20 protein-coding genes are annotated in these 17,515 nt (G+C 60.1%); 9 read left to right on the top strand and 11 right to left on the bottom strand.

Going from position 1 to position 17,515, the window contains the following annotated elements:
- Positions 1 to 56: 56 nt before the first annotated feature.
- Complete coding sequence (locus BSG20_RS07455) at positions 57 to 818, bottom strand: class GN sortase (protein WP_072372965.1); 762 nt, start codon at positions 816 to 818, stop codon at positions 57 to 59.
- Complete coding sequence (locus BSG20_RS07450) at positions 815 to 3,151, bottom strand: marine proteobacterial sortase target protein (protein ID WP_072372962.1); 2,337 nt, start codon at positions 3,149 to 3,151, stop codon at positions 815 to 817. Before BSG20_RS07450 ends, BSG20_RS07455 begins: the two co-directional genes overlap by 4 nt.
- A 55-nt stretch (positions 3,152 to 3,206) precedes the next feature.
- Here BSG20_RS07450 and BSG20_RS07445 point away from each other — a divergent pair, with 55 nt between their 5' ends.
- The gene (locus BSG20_RS07445; RefSeq protein WP_143147466.1) at positions 3,207 to 3,470 is read left to right on the top strand and encodes a hypothetical protein; all 264 of its coding nucleotides are present in this window, start codon (positions 3,207 to 3,209) and stop codon (positions 3,468 to 3,470) included.
- Positions 3,471 to 3,524: 54 nt separating this feature from the next.
- Positions 3,525 to 4,727, top strand: a complete 1,203-nt coding sequence (locus BSG20_RS07440) for a pyridoxal phosphate-dependent aminotransferase (protein ID WP_072372958.1) — start codon at positions 3,525 to 3,527, stop codon at positions 4,725 to 4,727.
- 508 nt (positions 4,728 to 5,235) lie between these two features.
- Here BSG20_RS07440 and BSG20_RS07430 read toward each other — a convergent pair.
- The 3 genes from BSG20_RS07430 to BSG20_RS07420 all read right to left on the bottom strand — a co-directional run bounded on the left by BSG20_RS07430 (position 5,236) and on the right by BSG20_RS07420 (position 7,096).
- A complete protein-coding gene (locus tag BSG20_RS07430) occupies positions 5,236 to 5,502 on the bottom strand; it encodes a DUF1488 family protein (RefSeq protein WP_072373364.1) in 267 nt (88 codons plus the stop codon).
- Positions 5,503 to 5,570: 68 nt separating this feature from the next.
- Complete coding sequence (locus tag BSG20_RS07425; RefSeq protein ID WP_072372954.1) at positions 5,571 to 5,837, bottom strand: hypothetical protein; 267 nt, start codon at positions 5,835 to 5,837, stop codon at positions 5,571 to 5,573.
- 161 nt (positions 5,838 to 5,998) lie between these two features.
- Complete coding sequence (locus tag BSG20_RS07420) at positions 5,999 to 7,096, bottom strand: calcium:cation antiporter (RefSeq protein WP_072372952.1); 1,098 nt, start codon at positions 7,094 to 7,096, stop codon at positions 5,999 to 6,001.
- A 99-nt stretch (positions 7,097 to 7,195) separates the two neighbouring features.
- Between BSG20_RS07420 and BSG20_RS38365 the strand changes: the two genes are divergently transcribed.
- Both BSG20_RS38365 and BSG20_RS07415 read left to right on the top strand, forming a co-directional pair.
- Positions 7,196 to 7,324 (top strand): hypothetical protein, encoded by a 129-nt coding sequence (locus BSG20_RS38365; protein ID WP_280142172.1) that lies wholly within the window; start codon positions 7,196 to 7,198, stop codon positions 7,322 to 7,324.
- Between the two features lie 5 nt (positions 7,325 to 7,329).
- The gene (locus BSG20_RS07415) at positions 7,330 to 7,611 is read left to right on the top strand and encodes a DUF2188 domain-containing protein (protein ID WP_072372934.1); all 282 of its coding nucleotides are present in this window, start codon (positions 7,330 to 7,332) and stop codon (positions 7,609 to 7,611) included.
- A gap of 26 nt (positions 7,612 to 7,637) precedes the next feature.
- Here BSG20_RS07415 and BSG20_RS07410 read toward each other — a convergent pair whose 3' ends face one another.
- Positions 7,638 to 8,549, bottom strand: a complete 912-nt coding sequence (locus tag BSG20_RS07410; RefSeq protein WP_072372931.1) for a LysR family transcriptional regulator — start codon at positions 8,547 to 8,549, stop codon at positions 7,638 to 7,640.
- Between the two features lie 93 nt (positions 8,550 to 8,642).
- Between BSG20_RS07410 and BSG20_RS07405 the strand changes: the two genes are divergently transcribed.
- The 3 genes from BSG20_RS07405 (at position 8,643) to BSG20_RS07395 (ending at position 10,712) form a co-directional block, all read left to right on the top strand.
- Positions 8,643 to 9,650 carry an SDR family NAD(P)-dependent oxidoreductase gene (locus tag BSG20_RS07405; protein ID WP_072372928.1) on the top strand — a complete coding sequence of 336 codons (1,008 nt, stop codon included), beginning with the start codon at positions 8,643 to 8,645 and terminating at the stop codon, positions 9,648 to 9,650.
- Positions 9,651 to 9,793: 143 nt separating this feature from the next.
- The gene (locus BSG20_RS07400) at positions 9,794 to 10,219 is read left to right on the top strand and encodes a DUF1801 domain-containing protein (RefSeq protein WP_072372925.1); all 426 of its coding nucleotides are present in this window, start codon (positions 9,794 to 9,796) and stop codon (positions 10,217 to 10,219) included.
- 79 nt (positions 10,220 to 10,298) lie between these two features.
- On the top strand, positions 10,299 to 10,712 hold the full coding sequence (locus BSG20_RS07395) for a DUF1801 domain-containing protein (RefSeq protein ID WP_072372922.1): 414 nt from the start codon (positions 10,299 to 10,301) through the stop codon (positions 10,710 to 10,712).
- A 222-nt stretch (positions 10,713 to 10,934) separates the two neighbouring features.
- Here the strand turns inward: BSG20_RS07395 and BSG20_RS07390 are convergent, their stop codons facing one another.
- The 5 genes from BSG20_RS07390 to trxB all read right to left on the bottom strand — a co-directional run bounded on the left by BSG20_RS07390 (position 10,935) and on the right by trxB (position 15,891).
- On the bottom strand, positions 10,935 to 11,738 hold the full coding sequence (locus BSG20_RS07390; protein ID WP_072372919.1) for an aminoglycoside phosphotransferase family protein: 804 nt from the start codon (positions 11,736 to 11,738) through the stop codon (positions 10,935 to 10,937).
- Positions 11,739 to 11,810: 72 nt separating this feature from the next.
- On the bottom strand, positions 11,811 to 12,932 hold the full coding sequence (locus tag BSG20_RS07385) for an alkene reductase (protein WP_072372916.1): 1,122 nt from the start codon (positions 12,930 to 12,932) through the stop codon (positions 11,811 to 11,813).
- A gap of 228 nt (positions 12,933 to 13,160) precedes the next feature.
- Positions 13,161 to 13,454 carry an ArsR/SmtB family transcription factor gene (locus BSG20_RS07380; RefSeq protein ID WP_072372913.1) on the bottom strand — a complete coding sequence of 98 codons (294 nt, stop codon included), beginning with the start codon at positions 13,452 to 13,454 and terminating at the stop codon, positions 13,161 to 13,163.
- A 542-nt stretch (positions 13,455 to 13,996) separates the two neighbouring features.
- Entirely contained in the window at positions 13,997 to 14,893 is an 897-nt protein-coding gene (locus tag BSG20_RS07375) for a LysR family transcriptional regulator VtlR (protein WP_072372910.1), read from the bottom strand.
- Between the two features lie 23 nt (positions 14,894 to 14,916).
- Positions 14,917 to 15,891, bottom strand: coding sequence for a thioredoxin-disulfide reductase (gene trxB / locus BSG20_RS07370; RefSeq protein WP_072372907.1), 975 nt, complete (start codon positions 15,889 to 15,891; stop codon positions 14,917 to 14,919).
- Between the two features lie 235 nt (positions 15,892 to 16,126).
- Between trxB and BSG20_RS07365 the strand changes: the two genes are divergently transcribed.
- A complete protein-coding gene (locus BSG20_RS07365; RefSeq protein ID WP_037118089.1) occupies positions 16,127 to 16,594 on the top strand; it encodes an Lrp/AsnC family transcriptional regulator in 468 nt (155 codons plus the stop codon).
- Positions 16,595 to 16,699: 105 nt separating this feature from the next.
- Complete coding sequence (locus BSG20_RS07360) at positions 16,700 to 17,509, top strand: glycosyltransferase family 2 protein (protein WP_072372904.1); 810 nt, start codon at positions 16,700 to 16,702, stop codon at positions 17,507 to 17,509.
- The last annotated feature ends 6 nt before the right edge of the window (positions 17,510 to 17,515 follow it).

Genomic DNA, 17,515 nt, shown 5'->3' with positions numbered 1-17,515 from the left:
GGTCCGTCCCATTGTCTGTCCCGATCAACGTGGAGCATCGGACACCTGCTTCAACCTCATTCGGCTCGGGATAACGGCTTTGTGTTTGGTTGCGGATCGACGAGTTCCGCTTCGACGATATAGCGCAGCGGGCCGCGTTGCGTCGCGCCGAAAGGCCAGCAGGTCGCAAGCACGAGATGACGACCTTGCGCTGCCGGATCGATCCCGCTTCGATCCCATGGCACGATGCGGCCTTCGCCCGCCTTGAAGGTCAGGACCTTGCCGTCGCGACGTGTGACCTCGATTTCGTCGCCCGGTTTGACATCCTTCAGCCAGCGGAAATGCGTGTCGCGATGGGCGGCGATAACGGAGGTGCCTTCATCGCCGGGTTGGGGCGTATTGGCGAGCCAGGCGGGGCCGAAGGCCAGAGCCTCGCCAGAGGCACCGGACAGGACGATCGCATGCTTGCCGAGGCGCGGTGCAGTCACCTCCGCCTCGGTCGTGAAATCCGCCCAGGGCCAGGGCTTGGCGTCTTCGCCGCGGAGTTCGGCGGCAAAGGCTCGCTTCAGGAGGATCTGTGACAATTGCGCCTTGGCCTTGATGTAGAGTCCATCGGCGACCAGTGCCGTTCCGTAGAGAGCAAGGAGGGCGATGCTGACGGCAATTGCCTTCTCGACGATGGAGAGACTGGGCAGGAGCGATCGGTTGTCGCGCTCGGGGGCTGCATCGTAGGCGGTCGCGGCAGCCGTCGCCATGGCGAGCTCGAGGTAGGTCGGAAGCGGGCCGAACTCGTCCACTTCCTGGTTTCGAACTCCCGATCTTGCGCTGGCGGCCGTCATGGCTTGGCTCCTCTAAAGACGCCGCGCACGCGCCGGCGCCAGACGGCAAGCCCGCTTGCCGCCATCAGTGCAGCGAGAAGCACGACGATGCCGCGGACAATCTTTTCGTCAGCACGTGTTGCCGTTTGCGGCAGCTTTACCGACGCGGACTTCTGGGCAATCAGCCCGGCTGCTTTCGCCGTCGGGGCAGCAGCCATACGCAATGCTGCCAGCTGGGCAAATTCCTGCTGGGGCGTTGTCATCGCGTGATCGGGCGCGCTTTCAGCTGCGGGCTGGACGTCCTCGCCGCCGACCTTCTCGAAATCCCAACCGTCAGGGAGGTTGAGCGGCAGCTTTGCCGAGCCAAGCGGCGCGCCGGCGGGACGCGACGGCGTGACGTCGACTGCGACGAGGCTGGTCACCCGCGAGACGAGGTGATGGGCGAGCGCCACCGTCTCGATGTCCTTGTCGAGCAAGCCTCCGTCCTCGCGTTCGTAGGCGCGGGCTTCAAGGTCGTCGATCTTGCGACGGGCCCAGAGCTTCGAAATTCCCCGGCCGTCAGCGGCATTGGCAATATCCATGTCGACGCGCCAGGGCTGAAGGCCGGTCTTGCCTATGATCTGGAGCTTGCCGGCGGGTGTTTCTTCCGGCAGTTCGGCGGTCAGGACCACCGGCTCGCCAGTATAGAGGTCAGGCATCGGAACCGGGGTGATATCCTTTGCCTTGACGCCTTCGAAGGTTGCTGCGATGTCGGTCATTGCCGGGTTCTGAAGCTTTGCGAAGAGCTCGCCCATGCGGCCAGCGACCTGGTCGGCGGAGCCGATCTGGGTGAACGTGCCTCGGCCCATCTCGGCGGCCTTGGTCATGAAATAGGAGTTCGGCGCCGAGCCGATGCCGACGGTGAAAACGCGAGCCTCGCCACGGTTCTGGCTGATCTCGGCAAACAGCTGCTGTTCATTGCCGATCGCGCCATCGGTCAGGAACACGACCTGGCGAAGCGCGCCGTTGGAAACGGGGCCCTGGTTGCGCAGTGCATCCTGCAATGCGGGCAGCATTTCGGTGCCGCCATCGGCGGTCAATGCGCGAACGTAGGCAATGGCCTTCTCGCGATTGTCGGGCGAGGCTGCAACAAGGCCGTTGAAGTAGTCGGTCATCGTGTCGTCGAAGCGGATGACGTTAAAGCGGTCGTCGACATTGAGCTTCGAGATGGCAAGCGCCAAGCTTTCCTTGGCCTGCTCGATCGATGGGCCGGACATGGAGCCGGAATTGTCGATGACGAAGACGACCTCACGCTTGGCCGCGGGCGAGGATGCATCGGGCGTTGCCGGCGGTGTGACGAAGGCGAGCAGGTAGGCCTTGCCGTTGACGACTTCACGGAAAAGCCCGGCACTTGGCGTCTTGCCGGGCGCGGCCCTCCAGGTGAGTTCGAAGTCCTTGTCTGCCGCAACGCTCTCGCCCTTCAACGAGATCATGCGGTTCTGGTCGCCGTCCTGCTTGATGTCGACGTCGTGGAAGGAGGATTTCACGTCGCCGAGCGCGAAGCCGGCCTTCAGATCGACGGTGAGCGCAACGGGGTTGATCTTGGCGTTGTCGCGCGGATCGAGAACCGGAGCCTCGATCTTCTGGCGATTTTCCACCGGATCATTCGGAATTGCGAAGCCTGCGCCATTGTTGAACTCCACGGTCTGGACGATTGGCGCCGGATTGTAGCGGGGGGCGACCACCATCGGGAAGCGCAGCGAGAACTCGCCGCCGGATTGGTGGACAGCCTGCTGGTATTCGATCTGCACGACAATCGTTTCGCCGGGGCCGATGTTGGCGACCTGGTTGGTGAAGATGTTGGGCCGCTGCTGCTCGAGAAGGGCTGCCTTCTTGCCTTCCGCCTTGGCCTGTTCGTAGATCTCGCGCGCTTCCTGACGCGGCTTGATCTGGCCCTCGATGAAGCGCTCGCCGATCTGCATCTTCAGCACGTCGACGGCGGAATTCTCAGGCAGCGGAAAGACGTAGGTGCCCTCGACCCACCCCTTGCTTGGGTTCTGGAAGCGCTGTGTGACCCTAACGCGCGCGATGGGGCCGGAGACGTCCATCTGCACATCGGTCTTCAGGCGCGGTGCCTCGACGAAGAAGCCGGGCTCCCTGGCGGGAAAGAGGAGGGAGCCGCTGTTGACGTCGTTCGGCCGCACGAGGCCGGCGAGCTGCTCGACCTTCTGCTGGCTTTCTCCGGCGTAGACAGTCGTGACGAGCCCGAACGTCATAAGGATCGACGCGGCGAAAGCCACGAATGCAACCAGCAATGAGATGGATACGCGACTGGCGCGAACGCGCCTTATGACGAACTCGTCTTCCAGAAACATGGTATGCCCTCAATAACCAATGTCGGATGCACCAAAATGCGGCTTCGATCTCGGCGTGCTCGCGACCGAATTGCGGCATGCCGCGGCATTTGTTGCGGCCAATTCGTGGCAAAGCCTGAAAAAGGCGAAGTTTTTGATTTCAGGGCGTAAATCGGGCTCTCTTCAGAAACCGATTCAACTGCTTCGCAAAATGGTGCATCGGGCCGGTTGGGCGATGTCGCGGATCGACAATCGCCTGAGCCGACTGATCACCAAGATTCATTGGCACCATCACGCCTTTGCGCTTGAAATGCCTGCTGACATTGGACATAGAGCTTAGCGCAGAACTCCGGTCCCGGCTTTCTGCCCAAATCAACCGTATAGGACCGATATCATGGCCTTTCTTGCCGATGCTCTTTCCCGTGTGAAGCCTTCAGCCACCATCGCCGTTTCCCAGAAAGCGCGCGAGCTGAAAGCGAAAGGACGCGATGTGATCGGCCTCGGTGCCGGTGAGCCGGACTTCGATACGCCAGACAATATCAAGCAGGCCGCCATCGACGCGATCACCCGTGGCGAAACGAAGTACACGCCGGTATCCGGCATTCCGGAACTGCGCAAGGCGATTGCCGCGAAGTTCAAGCGCGAGAACGGCCTGGAATACTCCTGGGAGCAGACGATCGTCGGCACCGGCGGCAAGCAGATCCTTTTCAACGCCTTCATGGCGACCCTGAACCCGGGCGACGAAGTCGTCATTCCAGCGCCTTACTGGGTGTCCTATCCGGAGATGGTGGCGCTATGCGGCGGTACGCCTGTCATCGTTTCGGCGACGCAGGAAAACAACTTCAAGCTCCAGGCGGCCGATCTCGACAAGGCGATCACGCCGAAGACGAAGTGGTTCGTCTTCAACTCGCCATCCAACCCGTCGGGCGCTGCCTATACGCGTGCCGAACTCAAGGCACTGGCGGACGTGCTGCTCAAGCATCCGCATGTCTGGGTGCTGACCGACGACATGTACGAGCATCTGACCTATGGCGACTTCAAGTTCGTCACGCCTGTCGAAGTCGAGCCGAAGCTCTACGATCGCACGCTGACCATGAACGGCGTCTCCAAGGCCTATGCGATGACCGGCTGGCGTATCGGCTATGCGGCAGGTCCGATCCAGCTCATCAAGGCGATGGACATGATCCAGGGTCAGCAGACCTCGGGTGCGACGTCGATCGCCCAGTGGGCGGCTGTCGAAGCGCTGAACGGCACGCAGGACTTTATCCCCCAGAACAAGAAGATCTTCGAAGGCCGCCGCGACCTCGTCGTGTCGATGCTGAACCAGGCCAAGGGCATCACGTGCCCGTCGCCGGAAGGCGCGTTCTACGTCTATCCGTCCTGCGCCGGCCTGATCGGCAAGACCGCACCCTCTGGCAAGGTTATCGAGACGGACGAGGACTTCGTGTCCGAGTTGCTTGAAAGCGAAGGTGTGGCCGTCGTTCATGGCTCGGCTTTCGGCCTTGGCCCGAACTTCCGCATCTCCTATGCGACCTCCGAAGCGCTGCTTGAGGAAGCCTGCAAGCGCATCCAGCGTTTCTGTGGCGCCTGCAAGTAAGCCAGCAACGAAATCAAAAAAACCGCCGGAGATGAACGGACCCCCGAATGTTGGCCAACAACCTTCGGGGGTTTTTGATGTCCAAGCACAGCGAAGCTTTCAAGCGAAGTGTTGTGGCGTTTTATCAAAAGGGTGAACAAGGCGAGACTTGCGCCTGATCCGGTGGGATCGCTTCAATCAAACCAACGTCCCAAATGCGCCGCACCTGCTCCCTCGGTCATTCGGTGATCGGCGTTGCATGGGACGATTTCCCGGCCCGCGCCTGGGCTTCTTGTTCAAGGCGCATCGCCCTCAGTCGCGCAGTCTTCTCATTTCTGGCGGTAGCGGCGGCGTCGATTTTCAAAGCCTCCTTGGTGCGGGACAACATCTGTGTCTGTGTCAAGCCGAACGCCGCTTCTGCACGTTCGCGGCTTTTGCTCCATGGTTCATGCATGCGGTGGGTCCTCGTTGTCGGGTTGGTTTTCGATAGGGGCTTTGGTGCAGGAAAAAAGAACCGTCGATCAATCTTCTATCTGAAATCCGTCAGTTTCAGGATGATCGAATTTTGTCGTTTGGAACCGTACACGCGTTTGGCGACATCTAGAATTCGGGTTCGAAGCCCGTCAAATCCCGCGAGATAGTCGCGTTCCGATGTGGCTGCCGGGCAAGGTCCCTTCGTCAGCACGTCAATATCCATCGAGAAACGAATCTCGAACATACCATCATGGCCGAGGAAGCGGATGCGCCTGGCGGTTTCGTCATAACTTCTGGCGCGGTTGGGAAATGCGATTGCCATAATGCGCCTCTTGTTCCTCTGTTGGATCGCGTTGTCGGCAACATTGCCGTCGCGCGCTCTGCGGGCCATCACTCACCGGTGCTGACATTCTTGGGCAGGCAGTTTCGATGTCCTGCAAAGACACTCAGCCGCTGCCTGGTGTCGATGCGCGTTGCAGTCGCCGGTATTTCGAGATGGGTCCTGGTTCTCCTGAAGGCGGAAAATTGAAGGCCTTCGTTCTCTTCCTCGTCGAGGCTCAGCCGATAGGTCCCGGCTTCCAAAGCAATCATCCGCGCGTTTGGAACGAACGGGTTTGCGAACCTTGTTTTGAACTTTATGCTGGAGCCGGAAGACATGCTGTCCTCCTTTGTTGGGGCCGGAACGCTGCTGATCGCCCGCACGGGGCAGCGCCCGTTTCAGATGCTGCCGATACCATGGACATGGTGTGCAGGCAGACGAATTGCAAGGTGCGATCTCCTAGCCGTAGCGACAGAACGATCGGACACGTCCCACACAATCAAAGTCCCAATGCCGACAGCATCAGGAATGTTGCGAAGAGGATGAAATGCGTCATGCCTTCGATAGCATTGGTTTCGCCGTCGTTGAGGTTGATGGCCGCCGCAATCAAGGTGATCGCCACCATCACGGTCTGGACCGGTGTCATGGCCATGATGAAGGGCTGGCCGGTGTAGAGGGCGATCGTCTCCATCACCGGAACCGTGAGGATGACAGTCGACAGCGACGCGCCCATGGCGATATTGACGGTCGCCTGCATGCGGTTGCGCAGTGCCGCACGCAGCGCCGTCAGGATTTCAGGTGCTGCGGAAATCGCTGCGACGACGATGGCGGTCAGGGCAACGGGAGCGCCTGTGTCCCGCAGGCCCTGCGTCATGAAGGTGGCCATGAACTCCGCAAGGAGGCCGATGATGACCACGCCGATCAGGATCGTGGCGATCGAGGCGGCCGTGGAATCCTCGGTCGAGTGCTCCTTTGGATCGGTCTTCTTCCGTTCGTTGCGAGGGTAGGCATAGCTGAAGAAGTAGCTGTGCTGGCCGACCTGCATGCGCAGGAAGAGGCCGTAGAGAGCGATCATCGCCAGGATGGTGAAGGCGGAGTAGAAGTGCCACTTATCCGCCGGCACGAATTCAGGGACGATCATCGAGATACCCATGGCAGTAAGAATCATGACGCCATAGGTCTTTCCCGAGTTGTCGTTGTAGGGCTGCTCTCCGTGCTTCAAGCCTCCAAGTAGGGCGGCAAGGCCAAGGATGCCGTTGATGTCGAGCATGAGGGCCGCATAGATCGTGTCGCGAACGAGCGTGGGGGAGCTTTCGCCACTCATCATGATGGCGAGGATGATCACCTCCACGGCAACGGCCGACAGCGTCAGGATCATCGTGCCGTAGGGATCGCCGACCTTGATTGCCAGGATCTCCGCATGGTGGGCGACGCGAACCGAGGCAAAGACGATGGTGGCGACAAGCAGGGCTGCGGCGATGAGCGATATCGCGCGCCCCATCTCGAGAACCGCATGTTCCGACATATAGGCGACAGCCGCGACCATCATCGCCAATACCAAGAGCATTTCGTCTTTCAGTCGCGACACGATATCCACGGAAAGCTCCGATCTTGATTCATCCGGCAAGTCTAAAGCGATGATTTTGCATGGCAAGCAAGCACGAGGAGGGAGCGCGTTTGCAGTCTTGAGAATTTAATGGAATACTACCGCATCGGTCAGCCGGAAGCACATCGCGGCGCCCTCTCGTCTCTTGCAACGCGGCCCGCGCAGAACTGGATGCAATCCGGTCAGTATTCGAGCGCGAAACAAGAAGAAGTGGAGTGAGATGCATGGTCAAGGTGGTCTACGAGGTCGTACCTCACGACGGGGGCTGGGCCTACCGGTTGGGCAGTGTCTATTCGGAAGCATTCCCGACACACTCCGAAGCGCTCGAAGCAGCCCGTATCGTTGCGGCCGAACAGCAGGTTGGCGGTGATTCCGCGGAGATCAGCTGGCAGGATGACAAGGGTAAATGGCATGAGGAGTATGCCGAAGGCGGAGACCGGCCGGAGACCGAGGTGGTCGACGGCACCTGGAAAAGCCATTCCAGCGAAGCCTCGCCTCGCGCATGAGCGTGCGGTTATCGTCCAAGCGATGATCAGCCCGGGCGCTTGCGCGCCGTTGCCTTTACGTAATTCATCAGGCCGTCGACCAGTGCGTCGAATGTGACGCGGTAGCGGCGTGCCGTTTTGATCCCCTCGTGCATGACGACCCAGGTGTCGAGAGGTATCCGGAAAAGCTCAGGCAGGACCGGCAGCAGATCAGGCTCCCGCGCTGCGAGGCCGGTCTGGCAGATTCCAATCCCCAAGCCGGCGCGAATTGCCGAAATCTGCGCAAGCGGGTTATCGCTCTTGAAAGCGAAGGGGAGGCCGTCCGGCAATGGAAAGCGCGCCATCATGGACCGGATATAGGCTGTCTGTCGGTCGAAGCCGACAAGGCGGTGTCCTGCGAGGTCGGCCATCTCCTGCGGCATGCCGTGTTGGGCGAGGTAGCGACGATGGGCGTGAAAGCCGAGCGGTATCTCTCCGATGCGGCAAAAGAGAAGCTGATCCTGCGCCGGCTGTGCCATCCGTACGGCGATATCTGCCTCCCGATTGAGAAGGTCCTCGATGGCGTCCGAGGCCGAGAGCTCGATATTGAGCTCGGGATGGGCCGCCATCAGCGGTGCGAGGATCGGCGGTAGAACCTCGACACCGATGACCTCGCTGGCACTTATCCGGACTGTGCCGGCAACGCGCTCACGATGCCCCGACGCCGTTCGCAGCAGGGCGGCGGATGTCGACGCGAGCGTTTCGGCATAAGGCTTCAGTTCAAGCGCTGCATCCGTCGGCAAAAGACCGTTCGGTGAGCGCACGAAGAGCTGCGAGCCTATTGCGTCCTCCAGCGCATCGATGTGCCGCCCGACCGTCGGCTGCGTCAGGCCCAATTCACGCGCTGCCGCCGAAAGCGATCCGTGGTCCAGCACCGCCAACAGCGTTCGGTAGAAATGCCAGTCGGGTTCCCTGCTCATGCATTTATGTATATCGGCCCTACGAATTTCGTCAATTTCGTTTATGTAGACATACGGGCATGATCGGGTCAGTTGAACAGAACGGAGACCATCGTGACTGAATTCAATGGGCAGGTTGCTTTGGTGCTCGGTGCAACAGGCGGGATCGGAGGCGAGGTCGCTCGCACGCTCGCCGCACGCGGTTGGCGGGTGAGGGCGCTGAACCGGGATGCAGCAAAGGCCCGCGCGAATGCGCCCGACCTCGATTGGGTGCAGGGCGATGCGATGCACGCCAACGATCTCATGACCGCGGCGCAAGGCGCCAGCCTTATTGTCCACGCAGTCAATCCGCCGGGCTATCGCGATTGGGACAAGCTCGTCCTTCCGATGCTCGACAACACCATCGCAGCGGCGCGTTCCCTCGGCGCGCGCATCGTTCTGCCGGGTACCGTCTATAATTTCGGACCGGATGCCTTTCCAGTCCTTCGAGAAGACAGCCCGCAACACCCGGTGACGAAGAAGGGAGCGATCCGCGTCGAAATGGAAAGGCGACTGCAGGTAGCCTCGCAAAGCGGCGTATCGGTCATCATTGTACGCGCCGGCGATTTCTTCGGGCCGGGGGGCGCCAACAGCTGGTTCTCGCAGGGCATGGTCACACCGGGAAAGCCGGTGAACGCCGTCAAGAATCCGGCGCGGCGCGGTGTCGGGCATCAATGGGCCTATCTGCCTGATGTTGCAGAAACGATGGTCCGTCTCGTCGAATGCGCTGACCGCCTGCCATCGTTTGCCGTCTATCACATGGACGGCTTCTGGGACGCCGATGGCTGCCAGATGGTGGCTGCCATCAAGCGGGTGGCCGGCAACGCCATAAAGACGCAGGACTTTCCTTGGTGGATCGTGCCGCTGGCCGCTCCGTTCGTCACCTTCATGCGTGAATTGAAGGAGATGCGTTATCTCTGGCAAGAACCGCTGCGGATGTCGAATGAACGATTGGTCTGCGAGCTCGGCAGCGAGCCGAATACGCCAATCGACGAGGCCGTTCGCGCCGCCTTGGTCTCGCTCGGCTGCCTGCCGACAGCAGGGCCGGCGACCGAGGCAGGCGCTTTGCAAGCAGTCCACTAGGAACCTGTCGAGGGTTGCATGACCAAGGCATCTGCGGATAGCCTTTGATGTCGAGCGTGTCGCCGTTTTTGCGTCACGGCGCGCGTCAGCGAAGCCGCCAATTCAAAGAGCGACCATACAAGGTTGGCTCAAGAGGATGGACAATGACCAAGACCGCGAGTGGAATCAGGCCGACACTGCTCTCAGGCGGCAATCCCCAGATCGCGAAAGCCGAAGGCGATGGGCCCGTACAGGCTTACATCGCCGCCATGCCAGGCTGGAAAAGCGACCTTGGACGCCGTCTGGATGCGCTCATCGGGCAAACCGTGCCCGACGTCCATAAGGCAGTCAAATGGAACTCGCCGTTCTACGGCATCAAGCGTGAGGGCTGGTTCCTGAGCTTTCACTGCTTCACCAAATACATCAAGGTGGCTTTCTTCCGCGGCAGCTCTCTGGAGCCGGTGCCCCAAGGGGTGTCAAAACAGAAGGAGGTGCGTTACCTCGATATCCGTGAAGACGACCAGCTCGATGAGGCTCAGTTCGCCGACTGGGTGAGACAGGCAAGTCGGTTGCCTGGCGAACGAATGTGAGAGCCGGTACGAGCCGTCTCATCGTTGGAGGATTGGCGAAGGGATTGCGGCAAGGTTGGAATTGGAGGAATTGGATACAATGGATGCATCCGAACGCATCGATCAATTGATCGAAGGAATCTCAGATTGGCGCGGCAAGACGTTCGCCAGTGTCCGTAAGACCATTCTCGAGGTCGACCCGGAGATCATCGAGGAATGGAAGTGGATGGGAAGCCCGGTCTGGTCCCGCGACGGAATGATCGCGGTTGCCAACGCGCACAAGGGAAAGGTGAAGCTTACCTTTGCTCATGGGGCGAACATCCCGGATCCTGCCAAGCTCTTCAATGCGGGCCTCGAAGGCAACGCGCGTCGCGCCATCGATTTCCTCGAGGGCGATGACATCAATGAGCCCGCTCTAAAGACACTCGTCCGGGCCGCTATCGATTACAACAAGAACAACTTGAAGAAGAACGCCCCCGCCAAGGCGAAAGCGCGCAAAAGCAAAGAGGCGTAATCCCAACGGTTCTTCTGACGGATTGCCGCATAATGGCGTTTCTTCGCTGAACCGGCCTCGCGCGGTTAGGGCGTGCGACGCCAGGATCCGAGCACGGCGCGCTGGATGGACGGCGCGCCTAAAGCATGTCTTGCGAAGGTGGGATCCGGCTTCAGGCCAAAGACATGCGTGAAAACAAAGAACTAAAGCGCGACAAGCGAATCTCAAAGATCGCGCCGTGCTTTAGCCCTGCTGCAGTTCGGCTAACGCAATGCGCGCCGCAGCGAGTGGACTTTCGGCCAGTTCCGTCGATCCGTCGCCGAGGAACCAGGCGGCTGACAGGCCCGAATAGGCAGCAATCCATTGCAGCAGGCGTTTCGGCTCAAGGCCTGCCTCGGTCGCGACGATGCCAAGCTGCCTTCGCAGACGGCCGGGAGTACTTGTTGTCGGAAGGTCTTCGTTGACAAAGATGTTGGCGTAATCAAAACCGCGTTCGCCGACGAGGCCTTTGGGGTCGATCGCCAGCCACCCGTGCTGTTCGAAATCGAGGATGTTGCTGTGGTGAATGTCGCCGTGCAGGACGACGGGATCGCCGTTGTCGGCAAGCAGTGCTGCGGCAATCAGGTTGCACCGAGCCAGTATGCCGCCATGGACGTCTGCCGCCGGGGCGAGGTCGCGAAACCAGCGGGCAAGCGGAATGAGCTCGGGCCGGGGGTGTTCGCGCGGGGCGTGAAGCTTTGCAACAGTGCTGCAAATGATGCGGGTTGCCGTATCGTCGGCGCCGTCCATTGCCATTGCCAGAAGCGAGCGACGGCCCAGCGCGCGCTCGAGCAGAACGGCCTCGCTGTCGTGCGCGTACACCCTGGCTGCGCCGACGCCGTCCCACCAATGCATCAGGGCGCCGCCAGCCCGCTCGGCCTCATCGCTTGAGATTTTCAGCATCGCGGGTTTGCCGTCCCAGAGAACGGGCAACAGGTGGCTGCAATGGGTAATGATCGGTTCGCCGTCGACGGTCAGTCGCCAGCGCTTGATGTGCGATAAGAACATGGCGGCATGCTAACAGGGCGCTGGAAAAAGAAAATCCCGCCAGACGGCGGGACTCCATTGGCGTTTGCCGGCTCAGGCGGCCTTCACTTGCGTTGGATAGTCTACATATCCCGTGGCACCGCCACCATAAAGCGTTGCCTGGTCGAGTCCGGCGAGGGACACGTTGTCCTTGAGGCGCTGGACGAGGTCGGGATTGGAGATGAACGGTTTGCCGAACGCGACGAGGTCGGCGCGGCCGCTCTCTACGGCGTCGATCGCCATGTCGCGATCATAGCCGTTGTTGACCATCCAGCTCGCCTTGCCACCAGCCTTTTCGTAGGCGTTGCGGAGCGCCTTGTAGTCGAAGGGCTTGTCGCCTTGCTGATAGTTTCGATCGCCTCCGGTCGCGCCCTCGACGATGTGGATGTAGGTGAGGTCATACTTTGCCAGGCCTTCGACTACGTAGGTGAAGATGGACTGTGCATGCGGGTCGGAGGAGTCGTTTGCCGGCGTCACAGGTGAAATGCGGATGCCGGTGCGGCGAGCGCCGATCTCGGCGGTGATCGCATCGACGACCTCAAAGAGGAAACGTGCGCGGTTTTCGACGGAGCCACCGTACTGATCCGTGCGGTCGTTGATGCCGGAGCGCAGGAACTGGTCGATCAGATAACCATTTGCGGCGTGGATCTCGACGCCGTCGAAGCCGGCTTCGATCGCGGCGCGCGCTGCCTTGCGATAGTCTTCAACGATGCCCGGGATTTCCGATGTTTCAAGGGCGCGCGGCTCAGACGTCGGTACGAAGCTTCCTGTACCGTCCGGGTTGACGAGATAGGTCTTGGATTTTGCGGCCGTATTCGTCGAAGACACCGGCTTGCCACCGTTCGGCTGCAGCGTCGTGTGCGAGATACGGCCGACATGCCACATCTGAACAACAATCTTGCTGCCTGCCGCATGCACGGCATCGGTCACTCGCTTCCAGCCGTCGATCGCTTCCTTGGAGTAGAGGCCGGGAACATCCGCGTAGCCCTGGCCCTGATGCGTAATGGCCGTCGCCTCGGTGACGATCAGCCCAGCCCCTGAGCGCTGGCGGTAGTATTCGACGTTGAGGTCGTTCGGAACGGCGCCCGGAGAGCGGTTGCGCGTGAGTGGCGCCATCACGATATGGTTCTTGAGGGTAATGTCGCCAATCTTTGTCGGTTCGAAAAGCTTGCTCATGGGAGTCCTTTCTTGCTGCGGGAAGATCACTCGGCCGAGGCGCACGCGCCTGCCATTCGGCAAAGGGATGGGTGAGGGCTGTTGCAATGCGCCCGATCAACACCGGCAGTCGCAAGCGGTGCGCGTTGCATCTGAGCCCGTGTTGGAAAGTAGTCCGCCAGTCGCTTGGCGCTCATCATGCCTGACGCAGGCGCGCTCAGGCAGGGCAGCGCAGAGGCGACCGGCATCCTACAGATCCTTCGAGAGTTGATTGAGGAAAGCCGCGATGGTCTCCTCGTCGCGCTTGTAGAAGATCCATTGGCCGACGCGTCTTGTCGTCACCAGGCCGGCTCGGCTCAAGGTCCCCAGATGCGCTGAGACGGTCGATTGCGATAGGCCGCAGCGCTCGAACTGACTGGCGCATATGCCCATCTCAAGCGGGTGCTCCTGCGAGGAAAAGTGCTTTTCGGGGCTCTTCAGCCAGTTCAGGATTTCCATCCGTGTCGGATGGGCGATCGCCTTCAGGATTTCGTCTTTTTCCATCGCCGTTCTTCGAACTATAAATCGTTTGTAGGCGATATATGGATTGCTCGCTTTCGATATGCAAGTCACGACGGCGTGAAGTGTTGCATGTCCCGTCCTGACTAAATTTTGGGCAAAAAAAGAGGGCCACCGAAAGATCGGGGCCCTTTAAAGGTGTGAAGGTCTATAAACCTCCAGAGGGGAACAGCTGACGCGGTGGCACTGGGAGAGAAACCACGAAATGCATCAACTGAGTGGGATATGATGCTTTGGGAGGCAGATTTCAATGCATGTTTGCGCATGCCTGCTATGCGCTGCACAAATTTCTGCTGCACTGCGAAAAAAACGGGCAAAAAAAGAGGGCCACCGAAAGATCGGGGCCCTTTATAGGTGTGAAGGTCAAAACCTCCAGAGGGGAACAGCCAATGCGGTGGAACTGGGAGGAAAAGCCACCATGTGCATCAGCTATGTGCGATATGGTGTTTTAATGAGCAAACGGCAACCCCGTTTTATGCATGCCAGACATGCACATATTGCACGGCTTGTATTTCCGAACGAGGCAACTAGAAGTTCCAGTTGCGCGCCTTGCTGACAATGAAGTCGCGGAAAGCCTTCAGCTTCGCGGCATTCTTCATTTCGTCGGGATAGCAGAAGTAGGTATCGAACGACGGCACGTCGGCGTTGATCGGCAGCTGGATGAGGCCAGGGTCGCGTCCGACGATATAGTCGGGCATGCAGGCGATGCCCATCCCGAGCAGGCACGCGCGCTTGATCGAGGTCTGGCTGTTGATCTGCAGATGCGGGATGCGCTTGTTGTCGGACGATCGTCCGGCCACTTCCAGCCAGTTGACATCGAGCAGGTAGCTCGGCGCAGGCTCACCGAACGTGATGATGCGATGGTTGTCGAGAGCTTCGACCGTCTGCGGCTCGCCGTGCCGGTTGATGTACGAGGGGGCCGCATAGACGTGCATATGAACGGTGAACAGCTTGCGCTGGATCAGGTCCGATTGCACCGGCTGGCGCAGGCGGATGGCGCAATCGGCATAACGCATGTTCACATCCACTTCCTCGTTGTCGAGGATCAGCTGAATCTGGACATCCGGATAGAGTTGCATGAACTCCTGGATCTTGTCCGTCAGCCAGCCTTGACCGAGGCCGACCGTCGTGGTCACGCGCAGCTTTCCGGTCGGCGTTTCCGTCGTCTCGGTCAGCTGCATCTTCACCGTTTCGAGCTTCAGCAGCACATCGTGAGCGGTGCGATAGAGCAGTTCGCCCTGTTCCGTCAGGATCAGACCGCGCGCATGGCGGTGGAAAAGCTTGGTGCCGACGTCCTGCTCGAGCGCGCTGACCTGGCGGCTGATCGCGGACTGGGACAGATGCAGTTTATCCGCCGCATGCGTGAACGAACCCGCTTCGGCAGCTGCGTGAAAGATACGCAGCTTGTCCCAATCCAATGGCATTCCCCCACCCCTCATAGCCGATCCTACTCCGCGGCAACGGCGACAGGCATATGGCCCGTCAGATATCGTTCGGCTTCGAGAGCTGCCATGCATCCCAGACCGGCGGCGGTAATCGCCTGGCGGAAGATGTCGTCGGTCACGTCACCGGCGGCATAAACGCCTTCGAGGCTGGTTGCCGTCGAGTCAGGCGCGGTCCAGAGGTAGCCATTGTCCTTCAGCTTCAGCTTGCCCTTGAAAAGCTCGGTGGCCGGCGCGTGGCCGATCGCAACGAAGACGCCGTCGACGGCAACCTCGGTAATCGCACCGGTGCGTGTGTCACGCAGGCGGGCGCCCGTAACGGACGGCGGCATCGGCGGCTTGGCCGGCGTGCCGGTAATTTCGGCCACTTCGGTGTTCCAAAGCACTTTGATGTTTTCCTTCGAGAAAAGTCGTTCCTGCAGGATCTTTTCCGAACGGAAGATGTCGCGGCGGTGCACGACCGTCACCGACTTTGCGATGTTGGAGAGGTAGAGCGCTTCCTCGACGGCGCTGTTGCCACCGCCGACGACGATGACATCCTTGTTGCGGTAGAAGAAGCCGTCGCAGGTCGCGCAGGCCGAGACGCCGAAGCCCTGGAAATGCTGCTCGCTTTCGATACCCAGCCACTTCGCTTTGGCACCGGTTGCGATGATCAGCGTATCAGCAGTCCAGACCTGGCCGCTATCCGTGCGCGCCACGAACGGGCGCTGGTTCATCTCGACTTCGGTGACGATGTCGTTGACGATCTCTGCGCCGACATGTTTTGCCTGCTGCAGCATCTGGTCCATCAGCCACGGTCCTTGGATAGGATCGGCAAAACCGGGATAATTCTCCACGTCAGTCGTAATCATCAGCTGTCCGCCTTGCTCCATCCCGGCAATCAGCACGGGCTTCAGCATTGCACGGGCTGCATAGACGGCAGCCGTGTAGCCGGCAGGGCCGGAGCCGATAATGAGCACCTTGGTATGGCGGGCGGACATGGGTATTTCCTTTTCGACTGTCGGGAGGGCGGCGGCTAAGAGGCGAATGAGGCCGTTTCGCGATCCATCCGCCATTTATGAACGTCCAGTGCTTTTATTCAAGGGCAGCCTTGCGTTACCAACAAGGCTTTCTCGGCGCGGCGTGCAACAATCCATCGCCGAGGTGAAACTTTCTTGCGAATTCCGTCGCTTTATATAGAAGCTGGCGATCATGAATTAAAGGAAGGGCAGGATTGTGCTGCGCGCCGAACTCGATGCCATCGATATAAAGATACTGCGTGAGCTACAGGCCGACGGCCGCATGACCAATGTCGAGCTGGCCGACCGCGTCGGGATTTCGGCGCCGCCATGCCTTCGCCGCGTGCGTAAGCTCGAAGAGACCGGCGTCATCGAGGGCTATCACGCGATGCTGAACAGCCCGAAGCTGGGCTTCGATCTGGTCGCCTTTTGCATGGTTGGTCTGAAGCATCAGTCGGAGGCCAACCTCAAGGCCTTTGCCGCCGCAACGGCGCAATGGCCGCTGGTGCGACAGGCCTGGATGGTGTCCGGCGACAGCGATTTCCTGCTGCATTGCGTTGCCGAGAACCTGACGCGGTTCCAGGACTTCGTGATCGAGGTGCTGACGGCCAACGAGCACGTGGATACGGTGCGCACGATGCTGACGATCCGACAGGTCAAGCGCGCCGGCCTGGTCGAAGTCTGAGCGGCAAAGAGCTGGAAGCGAAGCTCTATGAATGGAACGGCTTATGCCTTATTAGAGGCGTTTTGCTGGGCCGTCCGCTGCGGATGAAGATGCGAAGATTATTCTATGACCAAATTGCCCATTTCCGCGTTCATCATTTGTCAGAACGAAGAGACGTATCTCGGCAATTGCATCGAAAGTCTCGATAAATGTGCGGAAATCGTGGTGGTCGACTCCGGTTCGACGGACGGTACGGTCGCTCTGCTGCAATCCTATATCGACAAGGGCTGGCCAATCCGGCTGTTTCACGAGACGTGGCGCGGTTATGCGGGGCAGAAGCAATTCGCGCTCGATCAGTGTACCCAGCCCTGGCGCTTGAATATTGACGCCGATGAGCGGCTCGATGCGCCGCTGCGGAAACTCTTGCCGGAGCTGGTTGCCGCTGCCGACGATATTGTCGGGTGGCGCGTGGCGCGTCGCCCCTATCTGATCGGTTACGGCTACACGCCCGTGCACGTGCACGAGCGAAAGAACCTGCGGCTCATCCGCAAAGGCAGAGGTGCGTATGATCTCACGCAGACCGTTCACGAAGGTATCGTGCCGACCGGGCGTGTCGGGGATGCGAAGTCCGGCAGTCTCCTTCATTATCGGCCCCTGATCATCGATGAGCAAATCCTGAAAGAGAACAAGTACTCGACGCTCAAAGCCGATCAGCACTTTGCCTTGGGCGAGGGGACAACGTTCGCCAGACTGATTTTCAGCCCGCCGCTCTATTTCCTGCGTCTGTATTTCCACAACGGGCTATGGCGCTGCGGGCCGTCGGGCTTTATCGAGGCAATGACCGGCGCTGTGTACGCCTTTCTCACCCAGGCGAAGCTGTACCAACGGCAGGTCGCAGAGCGGCACCCGAGCTTTGACGACGCAGGAAGGCACTGAGGTCCG

The sequence above is a fragment of the Rhizobium tibeticum genome (assembly GCF_900110205.1).
GTDB classification, from domain to species: domain Bacteria; phylum Pseudomonadota; class Alphaproteobacteria; order Rhizobiales; family Rhizobiaceae; genus Rhizobium; species Rhizobium tibeticum.
The sequence above is the reverse complement of the archived record's forward strand: the minus strand, read 5'-3'. Positions and strand labels throughout refer to the sequence as shown.

Bases quoted from the DNA above. Each gene is read 5' to 3' on its own strand.
- BSG20_RS38365 (WP_280142172.1), top strand. From the start codon at position 7,196: ATGGAATACTACCGCATCGGTCAGCCGGAAGCACATCGCGGCGCCCTC.
- BSG20_RS07430 (WP_072373364.1), bottom strand. From the start codon at position 5,502: ATGGCAATCGCATTTCCCAACCGCGCCAGAAGTTATGACGAAACCGCC.
- BSG20_RS07455 (WP_072372965.1), bottom strand. From the start codon at position 818: ATGACGGCCGCCAGCGCAAGATCGGGAGTTCGAAACCAGGAAGTGGAC.
- BSG20_RS07395 (WP_072372922.1), top strand. From the start codon at position 10,299: ATGGATGCATCCGAACGCATCGATCAATTGATCGAAGGAATCTCAGAT.
- BSG20_RS07380 (WP_072372913.1), bottom strand. From the start codon at position 13,454: ATGGAAAAAGACGAAATCCTGAAGGCGATCGCCCATCCGACACGGATG.
- BSG20_RS07360 (WP_072372904.1), top strand. From the start codon at position 16,700: ATGACCAAATTGCCCATTTCCGCGTTCATCATTTGTCAGAACGAAGAG.
- trxB (WP_072372907.1), bottom strand. From the start codon at position 15,891: ATGTCCGCCCGCCATACCAAGGTGCTCATTATCGGCTCCGGCCCTGCC.
- BSG20_RS07385 (WP_072372916.1), bottom strand. From the start codon at position 12,932: ATGAGCAAGCTTTTCGAACCGACAAAGATTGGCGACATTACCCTCAAG.
- BSG20_RS07440 (WP_072372958.1), top strand. From the start codon at position 3,525: ATGGCCTTTCTTGCCGATGCTCTTTCCCGTGTGAAGCCTTCAGCCACC.
- BSG20_RS07400 (WP_072372925.1), top strand. From the start codon at position 9,794: ATGACCAAGACCGCGAGTGGAATCAGGCCGACACTGCTCTCAGGCGGC.
- BSG20_RS07410 (WP_072372931.1), bottom strand. From the start codon at position 8,549: ATGAGCAGGGAACCCGACTGGCATTTCTACCGAACGCTGTTGGCGGTG.
- BSG20_RS07415 (WP_072372934.1), top strand. From the start codon at position 7,330: ATGGTCAAGGTGGTCTACGAGGTCGTACCTCACGACGGGGGCTGGGCC.
- BSG20_RS07425 (WP_072372954.1), bottom strand. From the start codon at position 5,837: ATGTCTTCCGGCTCCAGCATAAAGTTCAAAACAAGGTTCGCAAACCCG.
- BSG20_RS07375 (WP_072372910.1), bottom strand. From the start codon at position 14,893: ATGCCATTGGATTGGGACAAGCTGCGTATCTTTCACGCAGCTGCCGAA.
- BSG20_RS07450 (WP_072372962.1), bottom strand. From the start codon at position 3,151: ATGTTTCTGGAAGACGAGTTCGTCATAAGGCGCGTTCGCGCCAGTCGC.
- BSG20_RS07390 (WP_072372919.1), bottom strand. From the start codon at position 11,738: ATGTTCTTATCGCACATCAAGCGCTGGCGACTGACCGTCGACGGCGAA.